Origin of the sequence: Sporolactobacillus putidus, from assembly GCF_014647035.1 — a bacterium.
Lineage (GTDB): Bacteria > Bacillota > Bacilli > Bacillales > Sporolactobacillaceae > Sporolactobacillus > Sporolactobacillus putidus.
In genome coordinates, this window is the sequence record NZ_BMOK01000014.1 from 1 (window position 1) to 24,182 (window position 24,182).

Sequence of the window (24,182 nt, forward strand, 5' to 3'; positions counted from 1 at the left end):
CGTATCACGGCCGGATAGGGTGTCACTCTTCCTCATCCAGCGCCGTGGGTCAACTGAACAAAATGCTTAATTTCAACTAACAAAAGAACGAAGTTGTGTGATGCCAGTATATGCCTAAGGTGTACACTTTAGAATAAGATTGTTCTTCTCAGATCAGAGGTTCCGAGAAAAGCTTGACACATACGAAATAAGACGGACAGTTGAAGTGATCCTGTTTTTCTGTTAATATAAAGTGTATGTTTTTACGGAAACGACAGAATCAGTTAGCAATGGAGGGATAAAACTTGCGCGTCAAAGTCATTCTTGAATGTACAGAAACAGGCGATCGTAACTATATTACAACGAAGAACAAGCAGAAGCATCCGGAACGTCTTGAACTGAAGAAATATAGCCCGAAGCTGAGAAGATACACGCTTCACCGTGAAACAAAATAAGTATTTTCCGGGGAATGAAGCCGCAAAAGCCTAAAGAAGGTTCTTTGCGGCTTCATTTTATTGGAGGGACAGCATGAAATTAGCGAAAAAGGAATTGCGCCGTCAGGTCCTTCACGATCTGCAGATGATGGATGAGGGACTTTTTCATGAAAAATGTATCAGGGTCAGAGACCGGCTGTTCGCCGGCCGTCTGTGGCGCCAGGCGAAGACCTTGGCCGTGACCTTATCTGTCGGCCGGGAAATTGAAACGGCGGCGATCATCATGAAAGCCTGGACGGAGAAGAAGTACGTGGCGGTACCGAAGTGCGAGCCTGCGACAAAGCATCTGACTTTTTACAGGCTGGAGTCATTTGATCAGCTCAAGAACAGTTTTTTCGGATTGATGGAACCCGTACCGGAAAAAACGGTCAAAGTTAACAAAGAAAGTATCGATTTAGTGATCGTGCCAGGGGTTGTTTTTGATCGAAGGGGCTATCGGATCGGTTACGGAGGCGGCTATTACGATCGTTTCTTACAGAATTATCATGGAAAAACAGTCTCGCTTTTGCTTGAAAATCAGCTGCTTGACCGCTTGCCCGAAGAGAGCCATGACCAGAGAGTGGATATGCTGATCACGGAGAATGAATGGATAAGCGTGAATGATCGGTCAGTGCATGAAAATAAAACGGATGAGTCAGACTAAGCTCACTATGTTCGGACAAGGAGCGTTTTTTCATGAGAAGATCGTGGTCAGTACAGGCTTTACTTTTGGCAGCAGCAGTCTGTTATCTCTACAGAAGACGATGGGGAATCCTGAAACTGGTCTGCGTGTTCCTGGGCAGCGGCTATCTTCTGAGGAGAATGGGCAGAGCGCAGGGCATGCGAAGACGGTTTAGACTTTTTTAGATAAAATTAATTGAAAACCTGTTTCAGAAGAACAACATCACCCCGGGAAGTTTCAATGACAATGAGCAAATGATCCCCGGCAATCAGCAAGAGAGGCATGCTGCTTCCTACAGCCGGTTCATAGCGCCCCGATGACGTTTCGATCCCCTGAAGAAAGGTTTTGTAAATCCCTTCCCATAGCTGGACAGTGATACGCCAGGCTTTATCACGATTAAACGGAAAAAGTGTTCTGACTGAAGACGGGGTCAGTTCGAAAAGCGGAAAGATCTGGTAGGCCCCTGGATTGAATCCGTACTTTTTCGAGGCTTTTCGCAGCAACTCCGCACGCGTAAAGGCAATCCGATTCTTGTATTGACTGCTGAGCTCCGTTTCCTTTTTTGATGCTGCGGCCTTAAACGATACAAAATGCGCCTGATCCCACCCGATGAACAGCTGATCTTCCGACAATTCAGTTTTTCCATAGATACGACCGCCGGAGTGAATTTCCGCTTCATGAACCGAAAGACTTTGATAACAGCCCGGCGATGCCTGAAACTGTTTTTTTTGCCAAAGTGTAGTTGCGTTTCTCTCCCAGTGATTAATCATGGCAATCAGACGGTTGTTTTTATACAATAGAGAAAAATCCTGCATCAAATAAGCACGGTGATCGATTTCCGAGCCGACGGTCCAGTTGATAGTGCCGGTTGCCGGATCAAGTTCCAGGCCTGTCGCTGCCGCCTGATAATGAACGCCCCCATTTTCAGGAAAAAATGTAATGCTGGGGCGAGCCGAAAAAATAAACGGATAAACAAGGAACAGAACGCAGGCGGCGCATGCCGCAAGCACCACGATGATGAGCCCTTTTTTTCGCATCGGTCAGACCTCCGGGACAAGATGGCTTAAGACAGCTTATTCACTGGTGTTTCGATTCATGAATCGAAACACCGGAGGCCGTTATCGGGACATTTCTGCCGCAGGAGATCCAGGCTAATTTATCGCGATCGCCCTAATGTAAACGTTAACTATTTATTCATTGGCATTTCATGGCTTTTAAGAGAAAATAGAAGAAAAGAGATAATCTCATAAGGTAGGTGTATTTCATGTCTGAATTGATTCATATTGGTGTGGATTTGGGCGGAACGACGATTAAGATGGCACTGATTGATGATACAGGAAAAATGATTGACAAATGGGCAATCGCAACGGATACCATAGACAATGGAAGCCGCATTGCTTCGGACATCAGCGCAAGCATTGTCAAGAAGCTCGCCCAGCTTCAGATCGATCGGTCGGAAGTCAGTGGCATCGGCATGGGCGCGCCGGGATTTATCAACATGACGACGGGTTTTGTCTACAAGGCCGTCAACATTGGCTGGGAGAACTATCCGCTGAAAGATGAACTTGAAAGCCTGACCGGGATTCCGGCGATTATTGAAAACGACGCCAACCTGGCGGCCCTTGGGGAAATGTGGCTCGGCGCCGGCCGGGGCGCCCGGAATATGGTCTGTGTCACGCTCGGCACGGGAGTCGGGGGCGGCATTATCTGTGACGGAGAAATCCTGCATGGGGTCAACGGTATGGCCGGAGAGATCGGCCACATCACCGTTCTTCCGAAAAACGGGGCACCATGCAATTGCGGGAAAAAGGGGTGTCTGGAGACGGTTTCATCCGCGACGGGTATCCGGCGGCTCGCGCTTGAAGCGCTGGATTATAATGATTCGGACAGCATCCTGCGGGATATCTTTGAAAATAAAGGAGATATCACCGCCGAAGACGTGTTCCTTTGTGCGGGGAAAAATGATCCGCTGTCTTCAGTCGTTGCCGAAAAAGCGGCCTACTATCTCGGATATGCCCTCGGAGCGATATCGATTGTGATCAATCCGGAAAAAATAGTCATCGGCGGCGGCGTTTCTCGCGCGGGGGACACACTGCTCGCACCGCTGACGAAATACTTTAAAAAATTCTCGCTTCCAAGAGTGTTCGAAGCCTGCACGATCGATGTCGCAAAATTGGGGAACGACGCAGGGGTAATCGGCGGCGCCTGGCTCGCTAAAATGAAAATCGGCAAGCTGCGTACCGCCTGATCCGGCTGAGGCACCCTCTGACACTGGAAGGGGGCCGGTCGTTAATCGGTCACCTACGTGTCATGCCTCTTACTGCAATGGAACGACGGTCTCCGACGCTCGGCGAATGCATTCATGCTAATGAGGTGGTTTGATGAAATGGACCGTATGTCCGGTAGGACCGATTCAGGCCAATTGTTATATTCTTGAAGATGAGAAAACGAATGAAGCGCTCATTATCGATCCGGGAAGCGAACCGGAAAAGATCGCAGCTATCGTTGAGGAGAAAGAGCTTCATCCGCTGGCTATCTTACTGACACACGCTCACTTCGATCATATCGGGGCGCTCGATCCGGCGCGCGACCGCTGGCGGATTCCTGCTTATCTGCACAAAAATGAATCGGATTGGCCGTCTGATCCGAAGAAGAACGGTTCGGCTTTTTTTTCGATGACGAAAGAGGTCCGCACCCGGCCGGCGGAAAAGACACTGACTCAGGAAAATGCATTGACGATTGGCCCTTTCTCGTTTGATGTGATCGAGACACCGGGTCATTCTCCCGGCGGTGTTTCTTTTTACTTTGCCCATGATCAGGCCGTGTTCTGCGGGGATGCTCTTTTTAACGGAAGCATCGGCAGATCCGACGGATATGGCGCCGACGGTCTCCAGCTCCTGAAGTCCATCCGAGAAAAACTGCTGACTCTTCCGGAGGAAACCGCCGTCTTTCCGGGGCACGGATTCTCAACAACGGTCGGGCAAGAGGCGGAAACGAATCCTTTCCTGATCTGAAACAACCGGTTATTCACGGTACTCCCCTTTCTTTCATACAATGGGCGTGATGAAAGACAAAAGGGGAGTTTGCTTTGAACAACCATCGATATATTGATTTTCTGGCGAAACTGGCGATTGACAGCGCGCATCCCGGTGGACGGCAATTGACAGAAGCGATCATAAGCGAAACATCAATGAAAGAAGGAGATAAGGTTCTGGATGTCGGCTGCGGAACGGGCGCTACATCAGCCCTTCTTGCAGAAAAAACGGGAACCGAAGTGACCGGCATCGATATTCATCCGAAAATGGTTGAACTGGCGAAAAAACGGTCCACTGGATCCTCCAGACCTTTTCAGATCGTTCCGGGATCGGCGGAGCGTCTGCCCTTTAACGATGAAACATTCGACTGGGTACTCTCGGAGTCGGTCACTGCATTTACTGATATGACTCAATCGGCCCCGGAATATTTTCGTGTTCTCCGGCCCGGCGGCAAGCTGATTGCCATTGAAATGACCATTGAAGAGCGGCTTCCGCGCCCGGACAGTAAGGTGATTCAATCATTGTACGGCGTTGGGCGGCTGCTGACAGAAGATGATTGGAAGGAGATCTGGGAAAAGGCGGGATTTTCCGGAATAGAAGCACTGCGAGACAGCGACTTTTCACAAAAAGAGGGCGCTGTCGAACTGCCTTCATACCATCTGACGGAGAAAATAGATGAGGAAGCATTCGATGTCTGGCTTTCTCACCTCCAGATCTTGCAAACCTATAGAGATGTTCTCACCTACCGGATTTTTCGGGCGGAGAAGCCGTAGCTGCTTCAGAAAAAAAATCCCCTTCGTGTGGAACAGATTGACTGAGATCATCTGTTGACACAAAGGGGATTGCGTCTGCCTACTGGGGTTTTCTGTTTTTTTTATTGAAAAAGTCCTTAAGCTGCAAAGCATAGCTTTCGATGGCATTCGGTATCTGACCGAAAAGCTCATTGCGGAGGGGCGGGCGCAATGCCCTTTGTTCAATTTTTGCCCGCTTTCGCTCGGCCCGCGGCGTTTCCATGTAGCGAACAAACTGCTCCGTCAGAAATTTCACGTATTCATCTGACTTCATTTTCAGGAACCCCTTCGATTTATAGTGATTATCAGCAGGATATCCAGTCGGGCGATGTTTGATACATCAGTGAAAGAATTTCAAACACAACCGTCTCCACAGATTTAGCCGTGACATTGATGACGTGAGTCGCATCCAGATAGGCGGCCATTCTTTTTTTATAGAGATGATCCAGTTCTGTACCTTGAAACTTCTGAAGCAGAGGCCGGGTTCTATCGTTAACGAGCCGGCTTTTAACGGTCTTGATGTCGCAATAGAGAAAAATGATCGAGCCACTGGCCTTCATGAGCGCCCGGTTGTCCGGGCTCATGACAATTCCGCCGCCTGTCGTCACAATGGCGTTTTCCTTCCGCGTGGCCAGTTTTTTCAGAACATGGGTTTCACATGATCTGAAGAAAGCTTCTCCTTCGTCCCGGAATACATCCTGAACGGATTTGTTCTGATCCCTTTCTACCATCATGTCTGTATCGTAAACGTGAACATTCAGTTTTTTACTGAGCGCAGTACCGACGGTTGTTTTTCCCGCGCCCATAAATCCGGTCATGTAGATCATGGGTCTGTCCTTTCAAGCCAGCCAACGGGGCGGCCGCTGGCGAGGCTGTAAACGATTTTATCGGTTTCTTTGCTTTGAGCTGAAGTGATGGTAAACACGATTTCGAGGTTGTCCCCGCTTTTATTCGTCCTGAAGTTTGCTGTTCCTTTATCATATACGATAGAACCTTTTTCCGGCAATGTTTTTTGCTGAATTTGTCCGTCGATATCGACGAGGACACATTCACGAAGCTGCTGAAGCTGAAAGCTGTTATAAGATGCCTGAAAGAAGTTTCGGTCGCTGTCCAGCAGAAGCACTGCATGCAGGACAAACGCGAGTAGGAGCAGCGACAAGATCATCGTCAGCGGGAGCATAAAACCGTTTTGATGATTGCTTTTAAACATTTCAGCCTCCTTTTTCCAAATAGAGCCGGTCGCTCCAATAATAGGACCTGCCCTGAGTGTCAATGACCTGAATCGAGACAAAGGCGCCGGTGCATTGAAATTGAATGTTTTTCACATGCTGCAGCACAATTTCATAGCCTAGCCCGTTAACGAGGCGGATGACTCTTTGGGGATACGATGGCTGGAAAACGATCTGCTCGTTGTTCTTATTCAGGATAAGCTGCCGATGATTTGGTGAGCAGCTGACAGTCTGCGAGAGGTGAAGTTCCCTGGAAGTCTGGGAGAAGAAAAGCCTGACATCCTTGTGCGTTATACTGGCATTATCTTCAAATTGTTTCCCCATGACGGAAAGGGTCGATACGGCAAGAAATAAAGTGATGGTGAGAATGCTGAGTGCGAGCATCATCGACAGCAGCGTAAATCCATCCTGATTTTTCATTTTCTGGCCTCGCTGCTTAGTTCATGGATCCGTCCCCCATATAACCAGGAGACGCGAAGCCTCGCTTCATGCTCCGTTTTCCGGCTCCAGTGTAATGTGAAATCGGTACGCACCTCAGGTTTTGGGGCGATTGGATTCCCGGTTTTCCACTGCATCAGCTGATCGCGCAAAACGTCAATGGCTTCCTGCTTCTGCTGCAGAATCTGGCGTTCGTTATAGATATGGATGAGAACCGGAAAGGCAAGGAGCATGACCGTGCTTAGGATAAAGACGGAGATAACCGCCTCAGAGAGAAAAATTCCCTGCTCACCATTTCGCCTTGTCAATGTAAAACCTCCCCTGTCCTAAAAGCAAAACAAGATTGTACCGAATGGTGTTCATCGAAAAGGTATAGGTTCCCGGCTTTGAAAAACTTCCGATCCGGCTGATCAGAATGTCGCTTTTATTAACGTTGCTGTATAATTTGATCCTCGGATCCATTGCCTTTTTGACGGTTTTATTACGCTTAGACACCAGGAAGAAGTGCTGGTCTGTGTTAAATATAATGGTTATCGGTGTCGACTCTGTGATCGCCTCCATTTGCGCCTCGCTGATGGTCTCCCTGACTTCTTCGGCAAACTGTCTCATCGACTGAGCGTCCGATAAACGAGAAAACGTGAGAAACGAAATCGGTGCCATAATGCAGGCAATCGAAACAACAATCAGCAGCTCAAGAACGGTGAATCCGTTCTCTGCACGAAAGGGGCTGTTAAGGCGCACTGACCTTACCCTCCGCGTCCATGGTAAGCGTTCCGCCGTCCGGACTATCAATGCTGTCCACATAGCCCTCGTCGACCAGCACCTGAAGGCTTGCAGGCAGCGTTCCTTTCTCCATCTGATAGGCCGCGACCTGGCTCTGCACCAGCTTGACAGTGGCCTCGCTGCTCTTGTTCTTAACAACCTGGTGGGACTTCATCATATTCGGAACAGCAATCAGCAGAAGGATGGATATGATCATAAGAACGATCATCATTTCAATGAGTGTGAAAGCACGTTCTGAAGCAAGAATGAGCTTGCGGAAGGTTTTAAGCATGTGAAGAACTCCTTTGTGGTGGGGTAAAAGAAGTGGAAGTGAACTGATAAAAACAACGAAAATGAAATGCGAGTGGAGCGATAAAAACGGAAAAAGAGGGTCAAACGAAGGGGAAACGGAAGAAAATCAAAGAAAAGAACAACCACCTCCTTGAAACAGGCCGACTGATGGAAAAGAACTACAAAACTATAATTCGACAGTATTGGTTCTGATCCTTTTAAATATTACAAAACTTTGTGACGAAGTTCGAAACTTCAGATGCAATCTAGTTCTAGAGGAATAGATATATCAGGGAAAATGGTATAACAATGAGAAAGATGTACGCCTGTTCAATCGAAAAAAAGAGGATCGAATAAGCTCGACTATGGAAAGCATACCGGTTTATTACATGCTTCTTGTCTTTCACCTCCCTACGAATTACTTTAAATTTAATTTGAAGTAATTCATTCGGCCAGTTGTAAAATCAAATTAGCCAGTTCGATTGGGGTAATAAAACACCATCATAAAATCCGGTGTTATCATTAAAGCGTCGAAACTCTAATGAAAGAAGTGGATTTTATAATGGCTTACCCCAAGCCTAGCACAAAACATCGGACTTTCACACACTTGAATCCCTTTCAGCGAGGCCAAATTCAGGCCCTTCATCAGGAGCATCGTTCTTCACGTGACATGGCTCGTGAGATCGGCTGTACCCACCAGACGGTGCTTAATGAACTGCGGCGAGGAACGACCACACAGATCGGGCCGAATCATCAACGCTTTCAGGCTTATTTCCTGGAGACAGGTCAAGCCGTTTATGAACGAAACCGACACCATTGTGGCCGCAGGATCAAGCTGGCAGCGGCTTCGGACTTTATCGCCTACGCTGAAAACAAGATGCTGTCCGCATCCCAATGGTCTCCAGATGCCGTCTGTGGGGCAGCCGGAAGGGATCCGAAGTGGAAAAATAAGGTTAGGGTCTGTACCCGAACCCTGTACCACTACATTGATCTGGGGATCCTGAGGGTGACAAACATGGATTTACCCGACAAACTCCGCTACCGCACGAAGAAATCCCGACATCGTCCCAACATCAAGCATCTGGGCGATAGTATTGACAACCGGCCTGCCGAGGTCCTGAAGCGTCGGCAGTTTGGTCACTGGGAGATTGATACCGTCGTCGGTAAGAAATCCCGTGATGACGATGTGCTTTTGACACTTGTGGAACGCAAGACCCGCTTCACGATCTCTCGTAAGATTGAGGGAAAAGATCCGGATTCTGTGGGCTACGCCATGAAACAACTGGAAGATCAATACGGTCCGTTATTCGGTAAGGTGTTTCGAACCATCACGGCAGACAATGGCAGTGAATTTGCCGGCCTTGCCAACAACCTGAACGAACAGGACACTCATGTCTATTACACGCATCCCTATGCCGCTTGGGAACGGCCGACCAACGAACGTCATAACGAAATGATCCGCCGATTCATCCCGAAGGGCCATCCGATCTCGAATTATTCCCGGACGTTCATCAGTCAGGTGATTCGGGCCATAGATCATCTTCCCAGGAGAATCCTAAATTACAGAACGCCTGCCCAAGAGTATCAGCAGGAGCTTCGAAAACTGGCTGGCTAAGGGAGAGGATGAGCAGGCTTTTTGTTCCTGCCGCCTTAAGGCGGCAGGAACAAACCCAGTGGTATTGCCGGATGTACAAATTGGCTAATTTATTATTGCAATCTAGCAAATTATTTTGTTCGTTTTTCTTTATTGTATTCACTGCTAAAAAATTAATAAGTTAGAAGTATAAGTCCGTGAATGCCTGAAACAGAGAGGGGAAAACAGAAATTTCTAATAAAAGAAGATTTGGGATCGTCGATGAAATGTCGAAACAGTAAATCGACCATTATTACTAAGCGCTTTTAAAGGGGTTCCCAAGAACGACACCCCTTTTATAACCCAATCAGTCTATAAAAGCTAAAAACGAGAGGAAATTTTCCTCTCGTTTTTAGCTTTGAACTGACCTTTTGGGACAGCATCTCTCTTTTTTTTGAAAAATGTCTTTTTCAATATTATCTCATTTATTTCGTAGCAGCTTCGGCATAAGCTTTGTTCCTTTTTTTCATTTGGAATGCGTACCAGATGAAGAGAAGGATATAAGCGGCAATGGCCAGAAGGGCGTAGACGACATACATGCCAGCCTGAGAAGTGGCGTGTCCAACAAGATAAGCCAGAAATTTTTCGATCGGGCCTTCCATAGTTGTCTGGGAAATCAACTGGCCTTTTGGAACTCCTGCAGGGAATGCGCCGACCACTTTAGCGGTATGTGTAACGAAAGGTGCCGCCAAAGTGCCTGCCCAGAGAAATACCGGTAATTCGAGAGCGCCAATAATAATCATACGAATAATTTTGCCTCTGGTCACAACCAGCAGTGCCGGGGTAACGCCCATGGCGATAATTCCGCCGAGAGGAAGCAGGTGGTTACCCGGAAGAATCAGAGCTTCGCCAAGCATTATTGGTGCCAGAACATTGGCGGCTGCCCAGATTTCCGCGCGGCCGGCGATGAACGGCCAATCGAGGCCGATATTGAATTGACGTCCCTTTAAATATTTAGTGGCGACATTGGAAATCCCCTGAGACAATGGTTCAACAGATTTAATAAACCAGTTTCCGATTTGCGAGAATAGCTCCAGGGCAGTGCCGGCAGTAAATGCAAGGGTAAAAATATCTTTCGGGGACTGATGGGCCATAATGCCGATAAACACCCCGAGATAAATACCAATAGCGAATTTGCTTCCCCAAAATCCAATTTTTTGATTCAATTTCGCAGCATCGAAGTCGAATTTATCAAGCCAGGGGAAGATTAAGTCAAAAATTTTGTCGAAGACCATAATTGCCGGATTCATCATAAAGTTCATGTGTGTCGTGGTCATCGGATTGTTGCTATTGCGCATCAAATCGTTAAATGTCGGTTTCATCAGATCGGAATTGATGATTTTCATCACGCCGATCATCAGGACGAGCAGCGTTGCGATAAACAGATTGGCACCGAAGAACATACAAAGCAGGCCGATAAAAGCGGAGTGCCAGACGTTAAAAATGTCGACATCCAGTGTGTTCGTCCGTTTCAGGAAGATCATGGCGACATTAATGACGACCATAATAAGCAGGAAGAATAACGTATAAGGAGAGCCCCAAGTAATCGTTGCCAAAGGAGCCCAGCCAACATCCGTGATACTCAGCTGGATACCTGTTGATTGTACAAAAGCTGTCAAAGCAGTGGAAAATGCGGTGACAAGCAGTCCGATGATAGCGGAAATACCGGTTAGTGCGATGGCCAGCCGAATGCCGCCTTCCAGCGCCCGTGGGAATTTCACACGAAAGCAAAGGGCGATAATGGTCAGGACAATCAGCATAACCGGAGCGGCACCTAAAGCAATAAGCGGATTAAAAATGGCGTTAGCAAAACTAATGATCGAACCCATTGATCTTCACCTCCAAGTTATTAAACCAGAACAAAATCAATTTGATTATTTATTAAGACTTTTAATTGCTTTTTCCATTTCATCGTATACAGGCTGTGCCATGGCCGGAATGCGGTAAAGAATTGGGCCACATTCAATAATCGGGATTTTCACATCGAAACCGAGATCAGGTGTAACAATAGGGGCTAAAATGTCATATTGAGACACCATATCTTCCGTCACATCTTTAATCATGACTGCTTCACACTGAACCTCATACCCGCGATTGCGCATTTCACTTTCCAAAGCGTCTGCAATCTGATGACTTGAATTTACTCCGGCACCACAAGCAGTTAATATTTTTATCATTTGAAATTCCTCCTTTAAATACTAGTTTTACTTTGAGCAATAAAGCGTAATACTATACAGGTTTGTAAAGCTTTTTGTACGAGCCTAAATCAACATATGAACTTTTTGTCGATCATACGAAGAAAATCCGGAGGTGAATCGACTGCTTTTCCATCCTTTCAAATAGTGCCTCCTGATTCTTCGCAAGCAGCATATATAAGTGACTCAAAGCCGTAAATCTCTAGTGAACAGTGTTGGCCCCCTCTGGTTCTAAAATGTTTTTATTTGTTTCTTTTTCACACACTTAGAATAAATCCAAACGAAAGCGCTGTCAATACATTAATTTTAGAAAAAATCGTTAAATTTGTGTCAACATTTTATTGGGATATATAACTTAAAATGACTTATGTATGCGTTGACATTATAATATCTGGATGTTACATTGTTCGTGTAAACAAATATAAACATATAGTAACATTACGATTCAAGCTTAAATTATAAGGAGGTAAGTTCGGTGAAAGTCGTTATTGGCGCAGACAAAGATGGAGCACAGGCGAAGGACGATCTGATCAAGGTACTTAATAGTGAGGGTTATGAGATCCTTGACCTTTCAAAAGAAGGCCAGGATTTTGTGGATGTCGCGGTTGCGGTGGCTAAGGAAACGCTCAAAGAAACGGACAATGGCAAGGATAAGAGCGAAGAGGCTGCGCGGGGTATTGTCATTGATAAGTGGGGAACCGATGCGTTCATGGCAGCAAACAAATTAAAATATGTGATTTGTGCGAACGTCTCAGATGAACACTCGGCACGGATGACCCGGCGCCACAACGGAGCACTGATGATTACACTCGGTACAGCCGTTGTCGGTCCGGAACTTCTGATAAGCTGTGCCCAAGCCTATCTCGAAGCACCGTTTGATGCCGGCCGTCACATGGTGAGAATTGATATGGTCAATAAGATGGCCTGATGGTGTAAACAAATATTTTATAATACTGAAGGAGTGAATAAGGATGGAAAAGACCGTCATTTCAATTGGCAATGATCATATTGTGACCGATATTAAGGAGCGGATTACCGAACATCTGAAAGAAGAAGGCTATGAAGTCATCGATAACGGAACGTACGATAAACTGCGGACCCATTACCCGATCTACGGGAAGAAGACGGCGGAAAAAGTGGTCAGCGGCGAAGCCAAGTTTGGTGTTGTCCTGTGCGGGACAGGCGTCGGGATCAGCTCATCTGCCGATAAAGTTCCCGGCGCCCGGGTCGCTCTTGTCCGTGACGTATCGGAAGCTGTTTACGCGCGCAAAGTACTGAACGCCAATGTTGTCGCAGTGGGCGGACATATTACCGGTGTTGACCTGATCGCTGCGATTGTCGATAAATTCATTACGACCGAATATGAGAAAACGCCGGAACATGACGCCTGGATCAGCAAAATTGACGCGCTCGAAGGCCCGAAGCCGGAACAGACGGGCAACGACCATTTCTTTGATGAGTTTGAAAAGAAATGGGAAGAGGGATACTATCACGATTGATTCCGGTCTGGATCATTGAGCATTTTGATAATGAATAAGCCTGAATGCTTTGTCGGAGGAATCATAGGCAAGACAGTCGTGCAGAAAATTGAATGGAAATGGAGATGCAGAGAAGATGTCGAAAACGATATCATCCGGCTTAAAAGTCATTTATCTGGGAATTTGCCTGATTTTTGTTGTCTGGGGCTTACAGGAGTTTCTGAAAGCCAGCAGCATTTATTCTTTATATGGATGGTGCTATCTGATGCTTGGGACAGTTTCTCCTTCCATCGTCCTGCTGGGGAACAGCAGGCGGCGAAAAGAGGGCAAATACTTGTCCGTGCGCTCACGTCTCCTGCTTGAAGGAGCCGTTCTGGCCGGCATTGTTCTTTTTGCTGCAGGCGTTATCGTTCCGATCGGATTTATCCCTAAGCTGACATTGAGTATCCTAGGGTTTCTCTTTGCCGTTCCTTCCTCATTCATGTATATGTACTTGTCATCGCCGAAATCGTCATCCCAAAAGGCAAAATCTTAAGTTTAGATTTAAAAAAGCAATCCTTCTTTTTTAAAGGATTGTTTTTTTCCCTGAAAATGGCTGTGTTCAAACAGAATGGAAGACCATAATGATCTGCGCTTTTTATTCAGGGTCGCATCATCCTTTACAAAGTTGTGAATTTGAGTAAATAATCTTGTGATGCTAACGCTTTCATGATAAAATAAACATTATAAAACAATAAATAACTTTAATGAACATTCCGCTTAGGGGCGTGATGCAGACCGGAATAAATTTGATGAATCTACAGAGGCTTTATAACACATTTTTCTTTGCTGATTCAAAGAAAGCGAATTTGTTATAAAACGAAACGCTTGATAGTTTTCATATTACCTTAGGGAGGATATTTTAATGAAAGTCATAATTGGCGCAGATGCTAAAGGGTACGCATTAAAGGAACATCTGAAGAATTATCTGACGGATAAAGGCTACGATGTGGTCGATAAAACACCAGAAAAAGATCTGGATTTATTCGAATCCGCTTCGCGTGTCGCGAAGGCGATTCAGCAGGGCGAAGGGGATCGCGGGATTGCGATTGATGAATACGGGGCCGGATCATTCATGGTAGCAACTAAATATAAAGGCGTGATCTGCGCGGAAACATCCGATGAACATTCATCGAAAATGACAAGGAGCCACAATAACGCATCGATGATTACTCTAGGTTCGGGTATTGTCAGTGAACGGCTGGCGGAAGGCTGCGCGGATGCGTTTATTGAAAACGAATATGCAGGCGGCCGTCATCAGGTACGCGTGGATATGCTGAACAGAATGTGCTAACAAATAAAAAGGGGTTCAAAAAGGAGCGATCAGATATGAAAGTGGCAATCGGCTGTGACCATATTGTAACGGAAATCAAAGATCACATGGTGGAATACCTGAAAGAAGAAGGCTATGACGTCATTGATGTCGGCACCTATGACAAGGTAAGAACGCACTACCCGATTTATGGGCGGAAGGTTGGCGCGGCAGTAGCATCGGGTGAAGCAGATCTGGGCGTCACTATTTGCGGAACCGGTGTCGGAATTACCAACAGTGTGAACAAAGTGAAAGGCATCCGTGCGGCGCTGGTCCGCGACGTAGGCACGGCTGTTTATGCACGGAAACATTTGAACGCGAATGTCATCGGAATGGGCGGCCGTATCTCCGGAGTCGGCTTGATTGAAAACATTGTTGATGCTTTTCTGGAAGCAAAGTATGAACCAACTCCGGAAAGTGAAGCGCTGGTTGCAAAGATTGACAGTATCCCGATGAACGATGAAGCCAATACCAATGAACATATCTTTGATGAATATAACAAAAAATGGGATGAAGGCTTTTATCATGACTGAAATGTAACATTCAAGTCAGGTTAGGTTAGAGCCTGATAAATCAGGTGATGTTAAAAAAATAAAGTCAGGGATATTTCCGAGCATGATGTTGGGTCCGTCATTTATGTAAATGTAATGTTTTTGAAAAAGATAATATACCGATTGAATAAGAGTCCGAACGCTTTTCTGGTTCAATAATATTCGAGGGGAATTTGTGATGATTTTAACGCTGACGTTGAACCCTGCTATTGACATGAACTATAAGCTTGAACATTTGGCTATTGATCAGGTGAATCGCTGCGGCCATGTCATCAAAACCGCAGGAGGAAAAGGGCTGAATGTGACACGTGTTTTAAAATGCGTGGAAGCAGATGTTCTGGCAACGGGTTTTCTCGGAGGGAAAACCGGTGAATTCATTGCTGATGAGCTTGATCATGCAGGCGTCGCTCATAGCTTTGTACCGATCAAAGGCAACACACGGCACTGCCTTGCGATCATACATGAAGGAAATCAGACGGAGATTCTGGAAGACGGACCGTCCATTTCCAAACAGGAAGCGGCTGCTTTTCTGCAAGAGTATGACCTTCTTCTTGATCGTGCGACGGTTGTCACAGCTTCCGGCAGTCTGCCCAAGGGGCTTCCAAAAACTTTTTATCAGCAATTGATCCAACATGCAGCCCGGAAAAACAGAAAATTTCTTCTGGATACCAGCGGCGAATCGTTAAAAGAAGGGATTAAGGCGGCTCCCTACCTCATTAAGCCTAATCAGGATGAACTGGCTGCTTTGATAGGGGAAAAAGCAGATACTGAAGCTGAGTTAATCGCCAGTGCGCGGCGGCTGGCGGCGACAGGCGTGAAATTTATTGTTGTCTCACTTGGCAAAAAAGGCGCCCTGGGATATTTTGACGGGCGTGCTTTTATTGTCGAACCGCCGAAGATTAAGGCGGTCAATGCCGTTGGATCAGGTGATTCCATGATCGCGGGCCTCGCATACGGCATCGATCGCGGCCTTCCTCCTGAAGAGGCACTCACATACGGAGCCGTTTTCGGGACTTTAAACGCGATGGAAGAGCGTACCGGGTATGTGGATCGAACGCAAGTCGAATCCTTTAAGAGAAAAATAACGGTAAGAACAGTCGACTGAAAAAGGGGGAGAAACAAAGTGAGTACGCGTATTCAGGATTTGTTTCGCGAAGATCTTATTTTCTTTGAAGATGTGTTGAGCAAAGAAGAGCTGTTTAAATCCATAGGTAAAAAGTTACTGCAGAAGAATCTGGTTAATCAGGGGTATATTGATGCAATTACGGAAAGAGAAAGCAAATACCCGACAGGACTCGATCTAAGTGTTGTGAAAGCCGGTTCATCAAATGTCGCAATCCCGCATACGGAAGTTAATTATTGCAACTGGAAAGGTATCGTAATCGCCCGTCTGAAAGAAGAAGTCATTTTTCATGATATGATTTCACCTGATAAGAGTATCCCGGTTCGTTATGCTTTTTTTATTTTAAATAATGAAAAAAACAGTCAGACGAATATACTTTCTTACCTCATGTCTTTTTTTACTGCAGGCGACAAGATGTCTCGTCTGGACTCACTTGAAACCGGTAAAGAAATTTATGAATTTGTTGTTTCATAATCTAAAAAGCATGGTACTTTATCACACCACAGTAATAATTTGAACGAAAACAGAGTTTGGAGGATTTGTAGTATGGTAAAATTTCAAGAAGGCAAATTTAAGGCGCTCAAAAAACTTTCAGATGAAAATGGTATTATCGCGGCGCTGGCCATAGATCAGCGCGGATCCCTGAAAAAAATGATTGGGGCTGCCAAGGGAACCGGCGCAACGGTTGAAGAGCTGATCAACTTCAAGACACTGATTTCGAAAGAGCTGACACCTTATGCCAGTTCCATTTTGCTTGATCCTGAATTTGGTTTGCCTGCAGGCAAAAATCGTAATCAGCATTGCGGTCTGATCACCTCTTATGAAAAAACCGGCTATGATGTAAACACCCCTGGCCGTCTGCCAGACCTCCTGCCAAACTGGTCAGTAAAACGAATCAAAGAAGAGGACAGCAATGCCGTTAAAATCCTGGTTTACTATGATAAGGACGACAGTGAACAAATTAATGACGTGAAAAAAGCATTCGTTGAACGTGTCGGTTCAGAATGTAAAGCAGAAGACATTCCTTTCTTCCTTGAACTTGTCACTTATGATGAAAACGTAACGGATAAAGCAGATTACGCACGAATAAAGCCGGAAAAAGTCATTGAGGCCGTAAAAGTATTCTCTGAAGAACGCTATGGTGTGGATGTTCTTAAACTGGAGGTTCCTGTTGATATGAGCCGTGTGGAAGGTATCGGCGAAAATGAAGCGGCATATTCGGCTGAACAGGCCAAGGAATACTTCAGGCGTGTTGATGAAGCGGCAAAAGTGCCTTATATCTGGCTGAGCGCGGGTGTTTCGGCAGAATTGTTCCAACAAACGCTGATCTTCGCCCGCGAGGCGGGATCAAAATTCAATGGTGTGCTATGCGGCCGGGCAACCTGGCGTGAAGGAGTAAAAGCCTACGGAGAAGGCGGGGAAAAGGGAGCCACTGAATGGCTTCGGACACAGGGCAAGAAAAATATTGAGGAATTGAATGCCGTCCTTGTCAAAAGTGCCACCCCTTGGTACGAAGTATATGGTGGAAAAGATCAGATTACTGTTGAATAATAGGCCAAACATTTAAAAGCTGATGCAAACTTATGTTTACCATCATTTTCAAGGATGCATTAGGTTGCCATACTATAACGTGAAAAGAATGAACTCATGTTTGACCTTTGTTATCAATAGTTCAGCGCTATTTTACGGCGAGGGTCATTGCATGAGTTTCAATTATTGATCCGGCGATATGTTTAACAGTTCAAAGTTACCCTGACTTGTGTGTCCGAAAAGTATTGCATCGGATGAATAAAAACACATATCTATTTGTCCACGCCTGTCTGAACGAGAGTATGGGTGAACAAAGGTATTCAGCCTTATACGGACGGATTTGACAAATACATTGATGTATAATGTAAGTGTGGATTTGGTCAAAACATGAGTGTTTGTTGTTTAACTACTTTGCATATAAAAAAAATTCTGATTTAATATAAACATGCATGTACGTTGGGGGAAGTGGGGATGTGATGTTAAGAGAAGAGCGTTATCATAAAATCTTAAAAGAGATTGAGCTCAATCGTATCGTGCGTGTATCAGATTTGGCAAAAAAATTAAATGTTACCGAGATGACTATACGTCGGGATTTGAGTGATCTTGAGGAAAGAGAAATGTTAACCCGCATTCATGGGGGAGCAAGAAAAAAGCAAGTCAATGATTATAAGGAATTATCGCATCTTCAAAAACAAACGATAAATGTTGAAAAGAAACGTTCCATTGCCAAACACTGCGCAGGCTTGATTGAAAATAACGATGTTGTTTTTATTGGACCCGGCACAACGGCTGGTTTTATCTATGAATTTCTTGATAAAGAGCGTTATGATCATGTGGATATTGTTACAAATTCAGTGACTGTTTTTGAGCAATTTAAAAATGATTTTCCCCGTTTTGAAATCATTTTGGTAGGTGGGCGATACCGTTCCAGAACCGAAACCTTTGTCGGCTATTTTACAAATAAAATGCTTCATGATTTTAATGTGAATAAGGCGTTTATTGGAACAAACGGGATCATAAAGATGAGCGTCACCACGGCCAACGAAGAGGAAGGAACCGCTCAAAAGATCATTCTTGATAATGCCAGCGAAACCTATATATTGGCGGACAGCACAAAATTTGGTGTTGAAGCGTTCCACAATTTATACGATGTTCGGAACATATCCGCAATCATTACTGATTCGTCAATTGATCCCGAACTTGTTTCTTATTATGAGAAATTTGTCAAGATCATTAAATAATAAACCTGCTACGCTTTTAAAGAACCTCTCATCTGGTTTATGGTTTTCGACAGAGTCAAAGGGCTATATTTTTGACGCAATATTGAGATCTTATGTTTACTCGATGCTAAACAAGCGAAGGAAAAGAGGACAAAAGACATGTATGAGGTAACTCAATATAACAAAGACGGATTAAGCTTTGTCCGACTTTCCGGCGAAGGAGCCTACGCAGATGTTTGCCCAGAACGCGGTGCTATTGTGACAGCTTTTCATACATTGGAAAAAGATGTGCTGTTTTTGAATGAACAGACGCTTTTTGACCGAACAAAAAATGTTCGCGGCGGCATTCCGGTCTTGTTTCCAATGGGCGGACAGTTGATGGACGGTTGCTATGAATGGAACGGAGCTGTATATGAAATGGCGAATCATGGACTGGCAAGGACAAGACCGTGGCCGGTCGTTCGTCATGATGCTGATGATCGGCACGCGGAACTGACCGTTTCTTTCTTAAGTGATAAGGAAACAAAACAATCGTTTCCCTTTGAGTTTGAAGTTGTGTTTACTTATAAACTTGAAAAGGGCAAATTAATGGTTCACCAGCTTTATAAAAATCTCTCTGCAGACACTATGCCGATCTGTCCCGGTTTTCATCCATACTTCAATATCGCCAATAAAGTCGTAGATGTGAAAACTGACGCGACTCAATATCTGGATTATAATGACCAAACGATTAAATCATTTGACGGAACGATAGATATGAGTGATCTGATCGAACCTGTCGTGTTTCGGGACAGTTCGGATAAAGTGGAAGCCGGTTTCGACGAATCAGATGTACTGGTTATTGAAAAGGATAAAGCTTTTCGTTATATCGTGCTTTGGACGGAAAAAAACAAGGATTATGTTTGCATTGAACCTTGGACAGCCAAGAAAAATGAGTTTAATGAAAAAAAGGAACTTTTGTATGTGGAAAAAGATCGGCCGCTTCAGCTGGAAGTAACGATTTATTTGAAGAAGCGCTGATCATAAGCTATTGAGAATAAGCTATCTGGAAAAAGGCTGTCCCTCAGTTTACTCATGGGGCAGCCTTTTTCGTACTTCATTTGGCCGGATGAGCTCGTCTCAAATCCAAGTTCCAATTAATGGAACAGACATCCTGTCATCAGCGAGCTTGAGGAAAAAGGATACCTGATCAAAAGGCCGGATGAGCGGGATAAGCGCGCTGTCCTGGCCACTATCCGGATTTTCGATTCATGTTGCATGTACCGTTCATTTACAAACTACATGTAATCTGCGGATTTCTGATTTTGGGGATGTTTCTCAATTCCCGGCTGTTGCATGCACTGGCTCTGCCGTGGCAATATGTTTTCCGACGGTTCATTATTTATCGCCGAAAACCTCAGTATGATCGTTAAGGATGGTCTAACGTAACGCCTGTGGAATGAAGGGAGCGTTCAGTAAAATCGTTACAGGAAATTCATTGTAACTAAAGTGGAGACGTGATCAGTATTTTTATAATGTCCTCATATCGTGTAGGGGCCGCTGTTAAGAGACTGTTTTCAGATATTGCTAAATCCCAATATTCGAAAAAAGGGTGGAAGGAATATAAATTTCCTTCCATTCTTAATTTTTAAGATGGGTCACCGTGGCTTGAATCGAAACCATTGTCTGAAATGAGAGAAAAGCAGTGGTCGTGCTTCACCCGAATAAGCCGGGCCAAGTTCCGGAAAATGTGAATAAGGCCTGCCTATTCCTGCGATAGAATTTCTGTTTGATGCGACGCGGACCGTTATCAACATGATCATTAATGGAACGTTCAGCCGCTATAAAAATATTAAATTTGTGATTCCGCATGCCGGTGCTTTTCTGTCCCTGCTTGCCGACCGGCTGGATCCGTTCTTTAAGATCATACCGGTAGGAGAGAAAGGTTAAAACCGATGTGTATGCCGTGCTAAAAAGATTGTATTATGACGTTGCCGGTTTCTGCGTGTCGAGGCAGCTGGGAACTCTTTTGCAGCTTGTGGACGCGAGCCATTTGCCTCAGCAGGAAAATAATTTTATATCGGCCTTTTATTTTAAAGGAAACGCCGGTTTTCTTGAATTTAGACAATCTGGAAAAAAAAGTTATTTACAGAGACGGACGTAAAGCGTACAGTTATTTACGTAAAGGAGGAAGCCGGGTGGAGAATAAAAAACTTAAAAGAGGTCTTAGTGCGCGTCATATACAAATGATTGCTTTAGGCGGCACAATTGGCGTGGGCTTATTTATGGGATCCGCCAGCACGATACAATGGACGGGTCCGTCTGTTCTGCTCGCTTACGCAATCAGCGGAATCTTTGTATTTTTTATCATGCGCGCAATGGGAGAAATGCTGTATTTGGAACCCAGTACGGGTTCATTTGCCAAGTTCGGACACAATTACATCCATCCGCTGGCAGGGTATGTGACCGCGTGGAGCAACTGGTTTCAGTGGGTTATCGTCGGAATGTCCGAAGTTATAGCTGTCGGAGCCTATATGAAGTTCTGGTTTCCGGCTCTGCCTGTCTGGATACCGAGTATCATTGTCATGTTGATTCTCGGTACGGCGAATTTAGTTTCAGTGAAATCATTTGGGGAATTTGAATTTTGGTTTGCGATGATTAAAGTTGTAACCATCGTATTAATGATAGTCGTCGGAATCGGCCTTATTTTTTTCGGATTCGGTAATGGAGGAAAAGCGATCGGATTATCCAATCTCTGGGCGCACGGCGGATTCTTTACAGGAGGCTGGAAAGGATTTTTCTTTGCATTATCGCTGGTCATTGCGGCTTATCAGGGGGTTGAACTCATCGGGATCACGGCCGGTGAAGCGAAAGACCCGCAGAATACGCTGACGCGCGCGATTCAAAACATTATTTGGCGTATTTTGATCTTTTACATTGGAGCTATTTTTGTGATCGTAACGATTTATCCATGGAATGAGCTTCATGCAATCGGCAGCCCCTTCGTAACGACTTTTGCTAAAATCGGTATTACGGCAGCGGCCGGCGTGATTAACTTTGTCGTCATTACAGCCGCAATGTCCGGATGTAACAGCGGGATTTTCAGTGCCGGACGTATGCTTTATATACTGGGGGTATTCGGACAGGCACCTAAATTTTTTATGAAAGTTTCCCGGAACGGTGTCCCGTTATACGGTACGATTGCCGTGCTTATTGGTTTGGCTATAGGGGTTGTTTTAAACTATATTGCGCCGTCCAAGGTATTTGTGTACGTGTACAGTGCCAGCGTGCTGCCCGGTATGATCCCCTGGTTTACCATTCTAATAAGTCAAATACGATTCAGAAAAGCAAGAAGGGCAGAAATGGGTAAGCATCCATTTAAAATGCCTTTCGCTCCTTTTACAAACTATCTGACGATTGCTTTCTTAGTGACGGTATTAATCGGTATGTGGTTCAATGATGATACACGCTTATCGCTTATTGCCGGGATTATTTTCTTAGGCCTCGTTGTGATGAGTTATTATGCCTTTGGACTTAATAAACGTGATCATGCTCATCAGTCCGTTCAGACTTCTTATGCGGCGAGTCAGGTCGCGAAACAGCTTTCCGAAAAATGATCGACTCCCTGTGCGCCGCCATCAAAAAATAAGCAGCGGTCAGGGAGTAAGGGTCATCGTTTTGTTATGATTGTCTTATCTTTTTTAATATGCTAAAGCAAATGTTCGATCTGTAAGCGTTCAAAAGTTTCCCCCTTATTAACGGGGTGGGATATTTACTTATATTTTCCGGAGAATCAGGATCCCGGCGTCACCGTTTTCCAGTACGTCTTATGGGATCCTTTTCGATAGACCCGGGAAGCGAGCAGGGTGCCGTTTGCTAGAACGCCGCTTCCACATCATAAAAAAGCGGGTTGAAATGGGCGATATGCTGAAGCCATTTCGGTCCGAAAGAGAGCGGGAGCAGGACGCCTACCAACAGGGTCAGAGGAAGCTGCATGCCTGTCACAATCGCAGCCAGGCTTCCGATGTTTTTCAGAATCATGCCCAGACTGTTGGATGTAGCCGAAATGACGGCAGTCAGGAGAGCGGGAAGAATCAGAAGCAGAACTAAACCGACCGGATGAATAGGAAAGCCGAAAACAGCGGCAATAACCAGAATCAACATTGCCGGAACGAGAAGCATGACGGTATCCCGAAGGACAGGTCCCATAAGTCATGAAAACCGGTTTAACGGAGTGACTCTGAATCTTTCGGTCACTCCGTTTTGCAGCTCGCCGATAATTTCCCATAAGTGCCGTCTCTTTTCTTATTCACAGTATGGTTACGTTTTTAAGATCGGCCCGGTAGCCCTTAAGAAGTGCATAGGTTCCCTTATCCATCGTCGCACCGTCAAAAATAGCCTCGCCTGCTTTGGTTTTAAAGCAGACATTTTTCAGAATAGCATTCCGGAAAGAAGTTTTTTTAAGACCGGCATAGGTGAAATTTACATTGTCCAGGGTCATAGCTTCGAAAGATACGCCCGCCAGACTTGATTTGCCGAAGTCCGTCCGCTTCAGAATACAATGATCAAAATTGGCTTTTTTAAGATTGCATGCAGTGATTTTGCAATCCGTGAGATTGGCATATGAAAATTTCGAATTTTCTAGATTTCTGGCTTTAAATACGCACTGAGTTAAATTCGCGTACTGAAAATCTGAGCCTTTCAAATCACTATAATTAAATTTTCCGCTGCTCAAGTCGGTTGATGCGAAATCGGAGTCTTCTAGCTTACTGAGCGAAAAATCCATTCCGATCAGCTGCTGCAATTCTCGGGTCTTGTCATTTATTTCTTCAATAAGCTCTTCAATATTGCCGATCGATTCCGTTGCTCTTTTAAAAGCCTCATCTTCGTTATGTCCCTCTTTCTTTAAGTCATTTATTTTTTCTTGAAGGTCATGGGATAGTTCCTCTTTTAATTCTTTAATCTGCGGCAGCTCTTCATAAGGCGAGAAAATTACATCCAGGTATTTAGATAATTTTGCTGACATTGAGAATCTTCCTTTCTTAAATGAGTTCATCCAGAATATGCTTTGCATATTCCCAGTTTTGTTTATTTATGTGAAATTGTTCCACACCTTTCGTGTTTATATAGTAATACTTCCTTCTCCCTCCCTGAGACTCGTCGCCCCAATAAGAGCTGATCGCTTTTTCCCTTTCCAGACGTCTCTGGCTGGCATACAGAGTTGCCTCCTTGAGCTCGTATTCTCCTCCCGACTTGACCGTCACTTGTTTTGCCAGTTCGTAGCCATATTTATCGCCCTCCATAAGCAGCTTTAAAATAATGGTGTCTGTGTGCCCGCGAAGGAGATCCGCGGAAATTTTTTTATCCGACAATTTCAACACCGCCTTGAATACAATATACGATTAAATACTGTATCTATCAAAGTAATATATTGCTTATAAA

At 45.1% G+C, this 24,182-nt stretch carries 32 protein-coding genes and 1 pseudogene; 20 read left to right on the plus strand and 13 right to left on the minus strand.

Annotated elements, in window-relative coordinates; translation table 11 throughout:
• Positions 1-284 precede the first annotated feature (284 nt).
• The 3 genes from rpmG to IEX81_RS13445 all read left to right on the plus strand — a co-directional run bounded on the left by rpmG (position 285) and on the right by IEX81_RS13445 (position 1,319).
• Positions 285-434 carry a 50S ribosomal protein L33 gene (gene rpmG / locus IEX81_RS13435; protein ID WP_188804192.1) on the plus strand — a complete coding sequence of 50 codons (150 nt, stop codon included), beginning with the start codon at positions 285-287 and terminating at the stop codon, positions 432-434.
• A gap of 73 nt (positions 435-507) precedes the next feature.
• Positions 508-1,116, plus strand: coding sequence for a 5-formyltetrahydrofolate cyclo-ligase (locus IEX81_RS13440; RefSeq protein WP_188804194.1), 609 nt, complete (start codon positions 508-510; stop codon positions 1,114-1,116).
• Between the two features lie 32 nt (positions 1,117-1,148).
• Positions 1,149-1,319: a hypothetical protein gene (locus IEX81_RS13445; RefSeq protein WP_188804196.1), complete on the plus strand. Its 171-nt coding sequence runs from the start codon at positions 1,149-1,151 to the stop codon at positions 1,317-1,319.
• Between the two features lie 6 nt (positions 1,320-1,325).
• Here IEX81_RS13445 and IEX81_RS13450 read toward each other — a convergent pair whose 3' ends face one another.
• Positions 1,326-2,171, minus strand: a complete 846-nt coding sequence (locus IEX81_RS13450; protein ID WP_188804198.1) for a hypothetical protein — start codon at positions 2,169-2,171, stop codon at positions 1,326-1,328.
• A gap of 227 nt (positions 2,172-2,398) precedes the next feature.
• On the opposite strand from IEX81_RS13450, the gene IEX81_RS13455 reads away from it, so the two are divergent.
• From IEX81_RS13455 to IEX81_RS13465, 3 genes are all read left to right on the plus strand, one after another.
• The gene (locus IEX81_RS13455) at positions 2,399-3,382 is read left to right on the plus strand and encodes an ROK family glucokinase (protein ID WP_188804200.1); all 984 of its coding nucleotides are present in this window, start codon (positions 2,399-2,401) and stop codon (positions 3,380-3,382) included.
• Between the two features lie 133 nt (positions 3,383-3,515).
• Complete coding sequence (locus IEX81_RS13460) at positions 3,516-4,148, plus strand: MBL fold metallo-hydrolase (protein WP_188804202.1); 633 nt, start codon at positions 3,516-3,518, stop codon at positions 4,146-4,148.
• Between the two features lie 74 nt (positions 4,149-4,222).
• Complete coding sequence (locus IEX81_RS13465; RefSeq protein WP_188804204.1) at positions 4,223-4,942, plus strand: class I SAM-dependent methyltransferase; 720 nt, start codon at positions 4,223-4,225, stop codon at positions 4,940-4,942.
• Positions 4,943-5,021: 79 nt separating this feature from the next.
• Here the strand turns inward: IEX81_RS13465 and IEX81_RS13470 are convergent, their stop codons facing one another.
• Genes IEX81_RS13470 through comGC form a run of 7 tightly spaced genes read right to left on the minus strand, consistent with a single transcriptional unit; the run spans position 5,022 to position 7,681 of the window.
• The gene (locus tag IEX81_RS13470; RefSeq protein WP_188804206.1) at positions 5,022-5,234 is read right to left on the minus strand and encodes a YqzE family protein; all 213 of its coding nucleotides are present in this window, start codon (positions 5,232-5,234) and stop codon (positions 5,022-5,024) included.
• Between the two features lie 31 nt (positions 5,235-5,265).
• Entirely contained in the window at positions 5,266-5,787 is a 522-nt protein-coding gene (locus tag IEX81_RS13475; RefSeq protein WP_188804208.1) for a shikimate kinase, read from the minus strand.
• A complete protein-coding gene (locus IEX81_RS13480) occupies positions 5,784-6,170 on the minus strand; it encodes a competence type IV pilus minor pilin ComGG (protein ID WP_188804210.1) in 387 nt (128 codons plus the stop codon). The genes IEX81_RS13475 and IEX81_RS13480 overlap by 4 nt, the downstream gene beginning before the upstream one ends.
• A 1-nt stretch (position 6,171) precedes the next feature.
• Positions 6,172-6,609, minus strand: coding sequence for a competence type IV pilus minor pilin ComGF (gene comGF / locus IEX81_RS13485; protein WP_188804383.1), 438 nt, complete (start codon positions 6,607-6,609; stop codon positions 6,172-6,174).
• On the minus strand, positions 6,606-6,935 hold the full coding sequence (locus IEX81_RS13490) for a type II secretion system protein (RefSeq protein ID WP_188804212.1): 330 nt from the start codon (positions 6,933-6,935) through the stop codon (positions 6,606-6,608). The genes comGF and IEX81_RS13490 overlap by 4 nt, the downstream gene beginning before the upstream one ends.
• A complete protein-coding gene (locus IEX81_RS13495) occupies positions 6,916-7,368 on the minus strand; it encodes a prepilin-type N-terminal cleavage/methylation domain-containing protein (protein ID WP_188804214.1) in 453 nt (150 codons plus the stop codon). The genes IEX81_RS13490 and IEX81_RS13495 overlap by 20 nt, the downstream gene beginning before the upstream one ends.
• On the minus strand, positions 7,358-7,681 hold the full coding sequence (gene comGC / locus IEX81_RS13500) for a competence type IV pilus major pilin ComGC (RefSeq protein ID WP_188804216.1): 324 nt from the start codon (positions 7,679-7,681) through the stop codon (positions 7,358-7,360). Before comGC ends, IEX81_RS13495 begins: the two co-directional genes overlap by 11 nt.
• 561 nt (positions 7,682-8,242) lie before the next feature.
• Between comGC and IEX81_RS13505 the strand changes: the two genes are divergently transcribed.
• Entirely contained in the window at positions 8,243-9,295 is a 1,053-nt protein-coding gene (locus tag IEX81_RS13505; protein WP_188804218.1) for an IS30 family transposase, read from the plus strand.
• 443 nt (positions 9,296-9,738) lie between these two features.
• On the opposite strand, the gene IEX81_RS13510 is transcribed toward IEX81_RS13505, so the two are convergent.
• The gene (locus IEX81_RS13510; RefSeq protein WP_188804221.1) at positions 9,739-11,142 is read right to left on the minus strand and encodes a PTS galactitol transporter subunit IIC; all 1,404 of its coding nucleotides are present in this window, start codon (positions 11,140-11,142) and stop codon (positions 9,739-9,741) included.
• Between the two features lie 45 nt (positions 11,143-11,187).
• Positions 11,188-11,490, minus strand: coding sequence for a PTS sugar transporter subunit IIB (locus IEX81_RS13515; protein WP_188804223.1), 303 nt, complete (start codon positions 11,488-11,490; stop codon positions 11,188-11,190).
• A 493-nt stretch (positions 11,491-11,983) separates the two neighbouring features.
• Between IEX81_RS13515 and IEX81_RS13520 the strand changes: the two genes are divergently transcribed.
• The 13 genes and pseudogenes from IEX81_RS13520 to IEX81_RS13575 all read left to right on the plus strand — a co-directional run bounded on the left by IEX81_RS13520 (position 11,984) and on the right by IEX81_RS13575 (position 22,357).
• Positions 11,984-12,436: an RpiB/LacA/LacB family sugar-phosphate isomerase gene (locus IEX81_RS13520; protein ID WP_188804225.1), complete on the plus strand. Its 453-nt coding sequence runs from the start codon at positions 11,984-11,986 to the stop codon at positions 12,434-12,436.
• Between the two features lie 43 nt (positions 12,437-12,479).
• Positions 12,480-13,007, plus strand: coding sequence for a galactose-6-phosphate isomerase subunit LacB (gene lacB, locus IEX81_RS13525; protein ID WP_188804227.1), 528 nt, complete (start codon positions 12,480-12,482; stop codon positions 13,005-13,007).
• Between the two features lie 115 nt (positions 13,008-13,122).
• On the plus strand, positions 13,123-13,521 hold the full coding sequence (locus IEX81_RS13530; protein ID WP_188804229.1) for a hypothetical protein: 399 nt from the start codon (positions 13,123-13,125) through the stop codon (positions 13,519-13,521).
• 369 nt (positions 13,522-13,890) lie between these two features.
• Positions 13,891-14,319 (plus strand): galactose-6-phosphate isomerase subunit LacA, encoded by a 429-nt coding sequence (lacA, locus tag IEX81_RS13535; protein WP_188804231.1) that lies wholly within the window; start codon positions 13,891-13,893, stop codon positions 14,317-14,319.
• A 35-nt stretch (positions 14,320-14,354) separates the two neighbouring features.
• On the plus strand, positions 14,355-14,870 hold the full coding sequence (lacB, locus tag IEX81_RS13540; RefSeq protein ID WP_188804233.1) for a galactose-6-phosphate isomerase subunit LacB: 516 nt from the start codon (positions 14,355-14,357) through the stop codon (positions 14,868-14,870).
• A gap of 196 nt (positions 14,871-15,066) precedes the next feature.
• Positions 15,067-15,993, plus strand: coding sequence for a 1-phosphofructokinase (gene pfkB, locus IEX81_RS13545; protein ID WP_188804235.1), 927 nt, complete (start codon positions 15,067-15,069; stop codon positions 15,991-15,993).
• Positions 15,994-16,011: 18 nt separating this feature from the next.
• Complete coding sequence (locus tag IEX81_RS13550) at positions 16,012-16,485, plus strand: PTS sugar transporter subunit IIA (RefSeq protein ID WP_188804237.1); 474 nt, start codon at positions 16,012-16,014, stop codon at positions 16,483-16,485.
• Positions 16,486-16,557: 72 nt separating this feature from the next.
• A complete protein-coding gene (lacD, locus tag IEX81_RS13555; RefSeq protein WP_188804239.1) occupies positions 16,558-17,562 on the plus strand; it encodes a tagatose-bisphosphate aldolase in 1,005 nt (334 codons plus the stop codon).
• 455 nt (positions 17,563-18,017) lie between these two features.
• Complete coding sequence (locus IEX81_RS13560) at positions 18,018-18,782, plus strand: DeoR/GlpR family DNA-binding transcription regulator (protein ID WP_188804241.1); 765 nt, start codon at positions 18,018-18,020, stop codon at positions 18,780-18,782.
• A gap of 138 nt (positions 18,783-18,920) precedes the next feature.
• Positions 18,921-19,781: an aldose epimerase family protein gene (locus IEX81_RS13565; RefSeq protein ID WP_188804243.1), complete on the plus strand. Its 861-nt coding sequence runs from the start codon at positions 18,921-18,923 to the stop codon at positions 19,779-19,781.
• Positions 19,782-20,008: 227 nt separating this feature from the next.
• A pseudogene (locus tag IEX81_RS16890) lies at positions 20,009-20,173 on the plus strand (respiratory nitrate reductase subunit gamma); the annotation flags it as partial.
• 382 nt (positions 20,174-20,555) lie between these two features.
• Positions 20,556-20,690, plus strand: a complete 135-nt coding sequence (locus IEX81_RS16735) for a hypothetical protein (RefSeq protein ID WP_268239367.1) — start codon at positions 20,556-20,558, stop codon at positions 20,688-20,690.
• A gap of 248 nt (positions 20,691-20,938) precedes the next feature.
• Entirely contained in the window at positions 20,939-22,357 is a 1,419-nt protein-coding gene (locus IEX81_RS13575; RefSeq protein WP_188804247.1) for an amino acid permease, read from the plus strand.
• Positions 22,358-22,616: 259 nt separating this feature from the next.
• Here IEX81_RS13575 and IEX81_RS13580 read toward each other — a convergent pair whose 3' ends face one another.
• The 3 genes from IEX81_RS13580 to IEX81_RS13590 all read right to left on the minus strand — a co-directional run bounded on the left by IEX81_RS13580 (position 22,617) and on the right by IEX81_RS13590 (position 24,112).
• On the minus strand, positions 22,617-22,949 hold the full coding sequence (locus tag IEX81_RS13580) for an ABC transporter permease (protein WP_188804249.1): 333 nt from the start codon (positions 22,947-22,949) through the stop codon (positions 22,617-22,619).
• Positions 22,950-23,049: 100 nt separating this feature from the next.
• Positions 23,050-23,766: a pentapeptide repeat-containing protein gene (locus IEX81_RS13585; RefSeq protein ID WP_188804251.1), complete on the minus strand. Its 717-nt coding sequence runs from the start codon at positions 23,764-23,766 to the stop codon at positions 23,050-23,052.
• Between the two features lie 16 nt (positions 23,767-23,782).
• A complete protein-coding gene (locus tag IEX81_RS13590) occupies positions 23,783-24,112 on the minus strand; it encodes a PadR family transcriptional regulator (RefSeq protein WP_188804254.1) in 330 nt (109 codons plus the stop codon).
• Between the last annotated feature and the right edge of the window lie 70 nt (positions 24,113-24,182).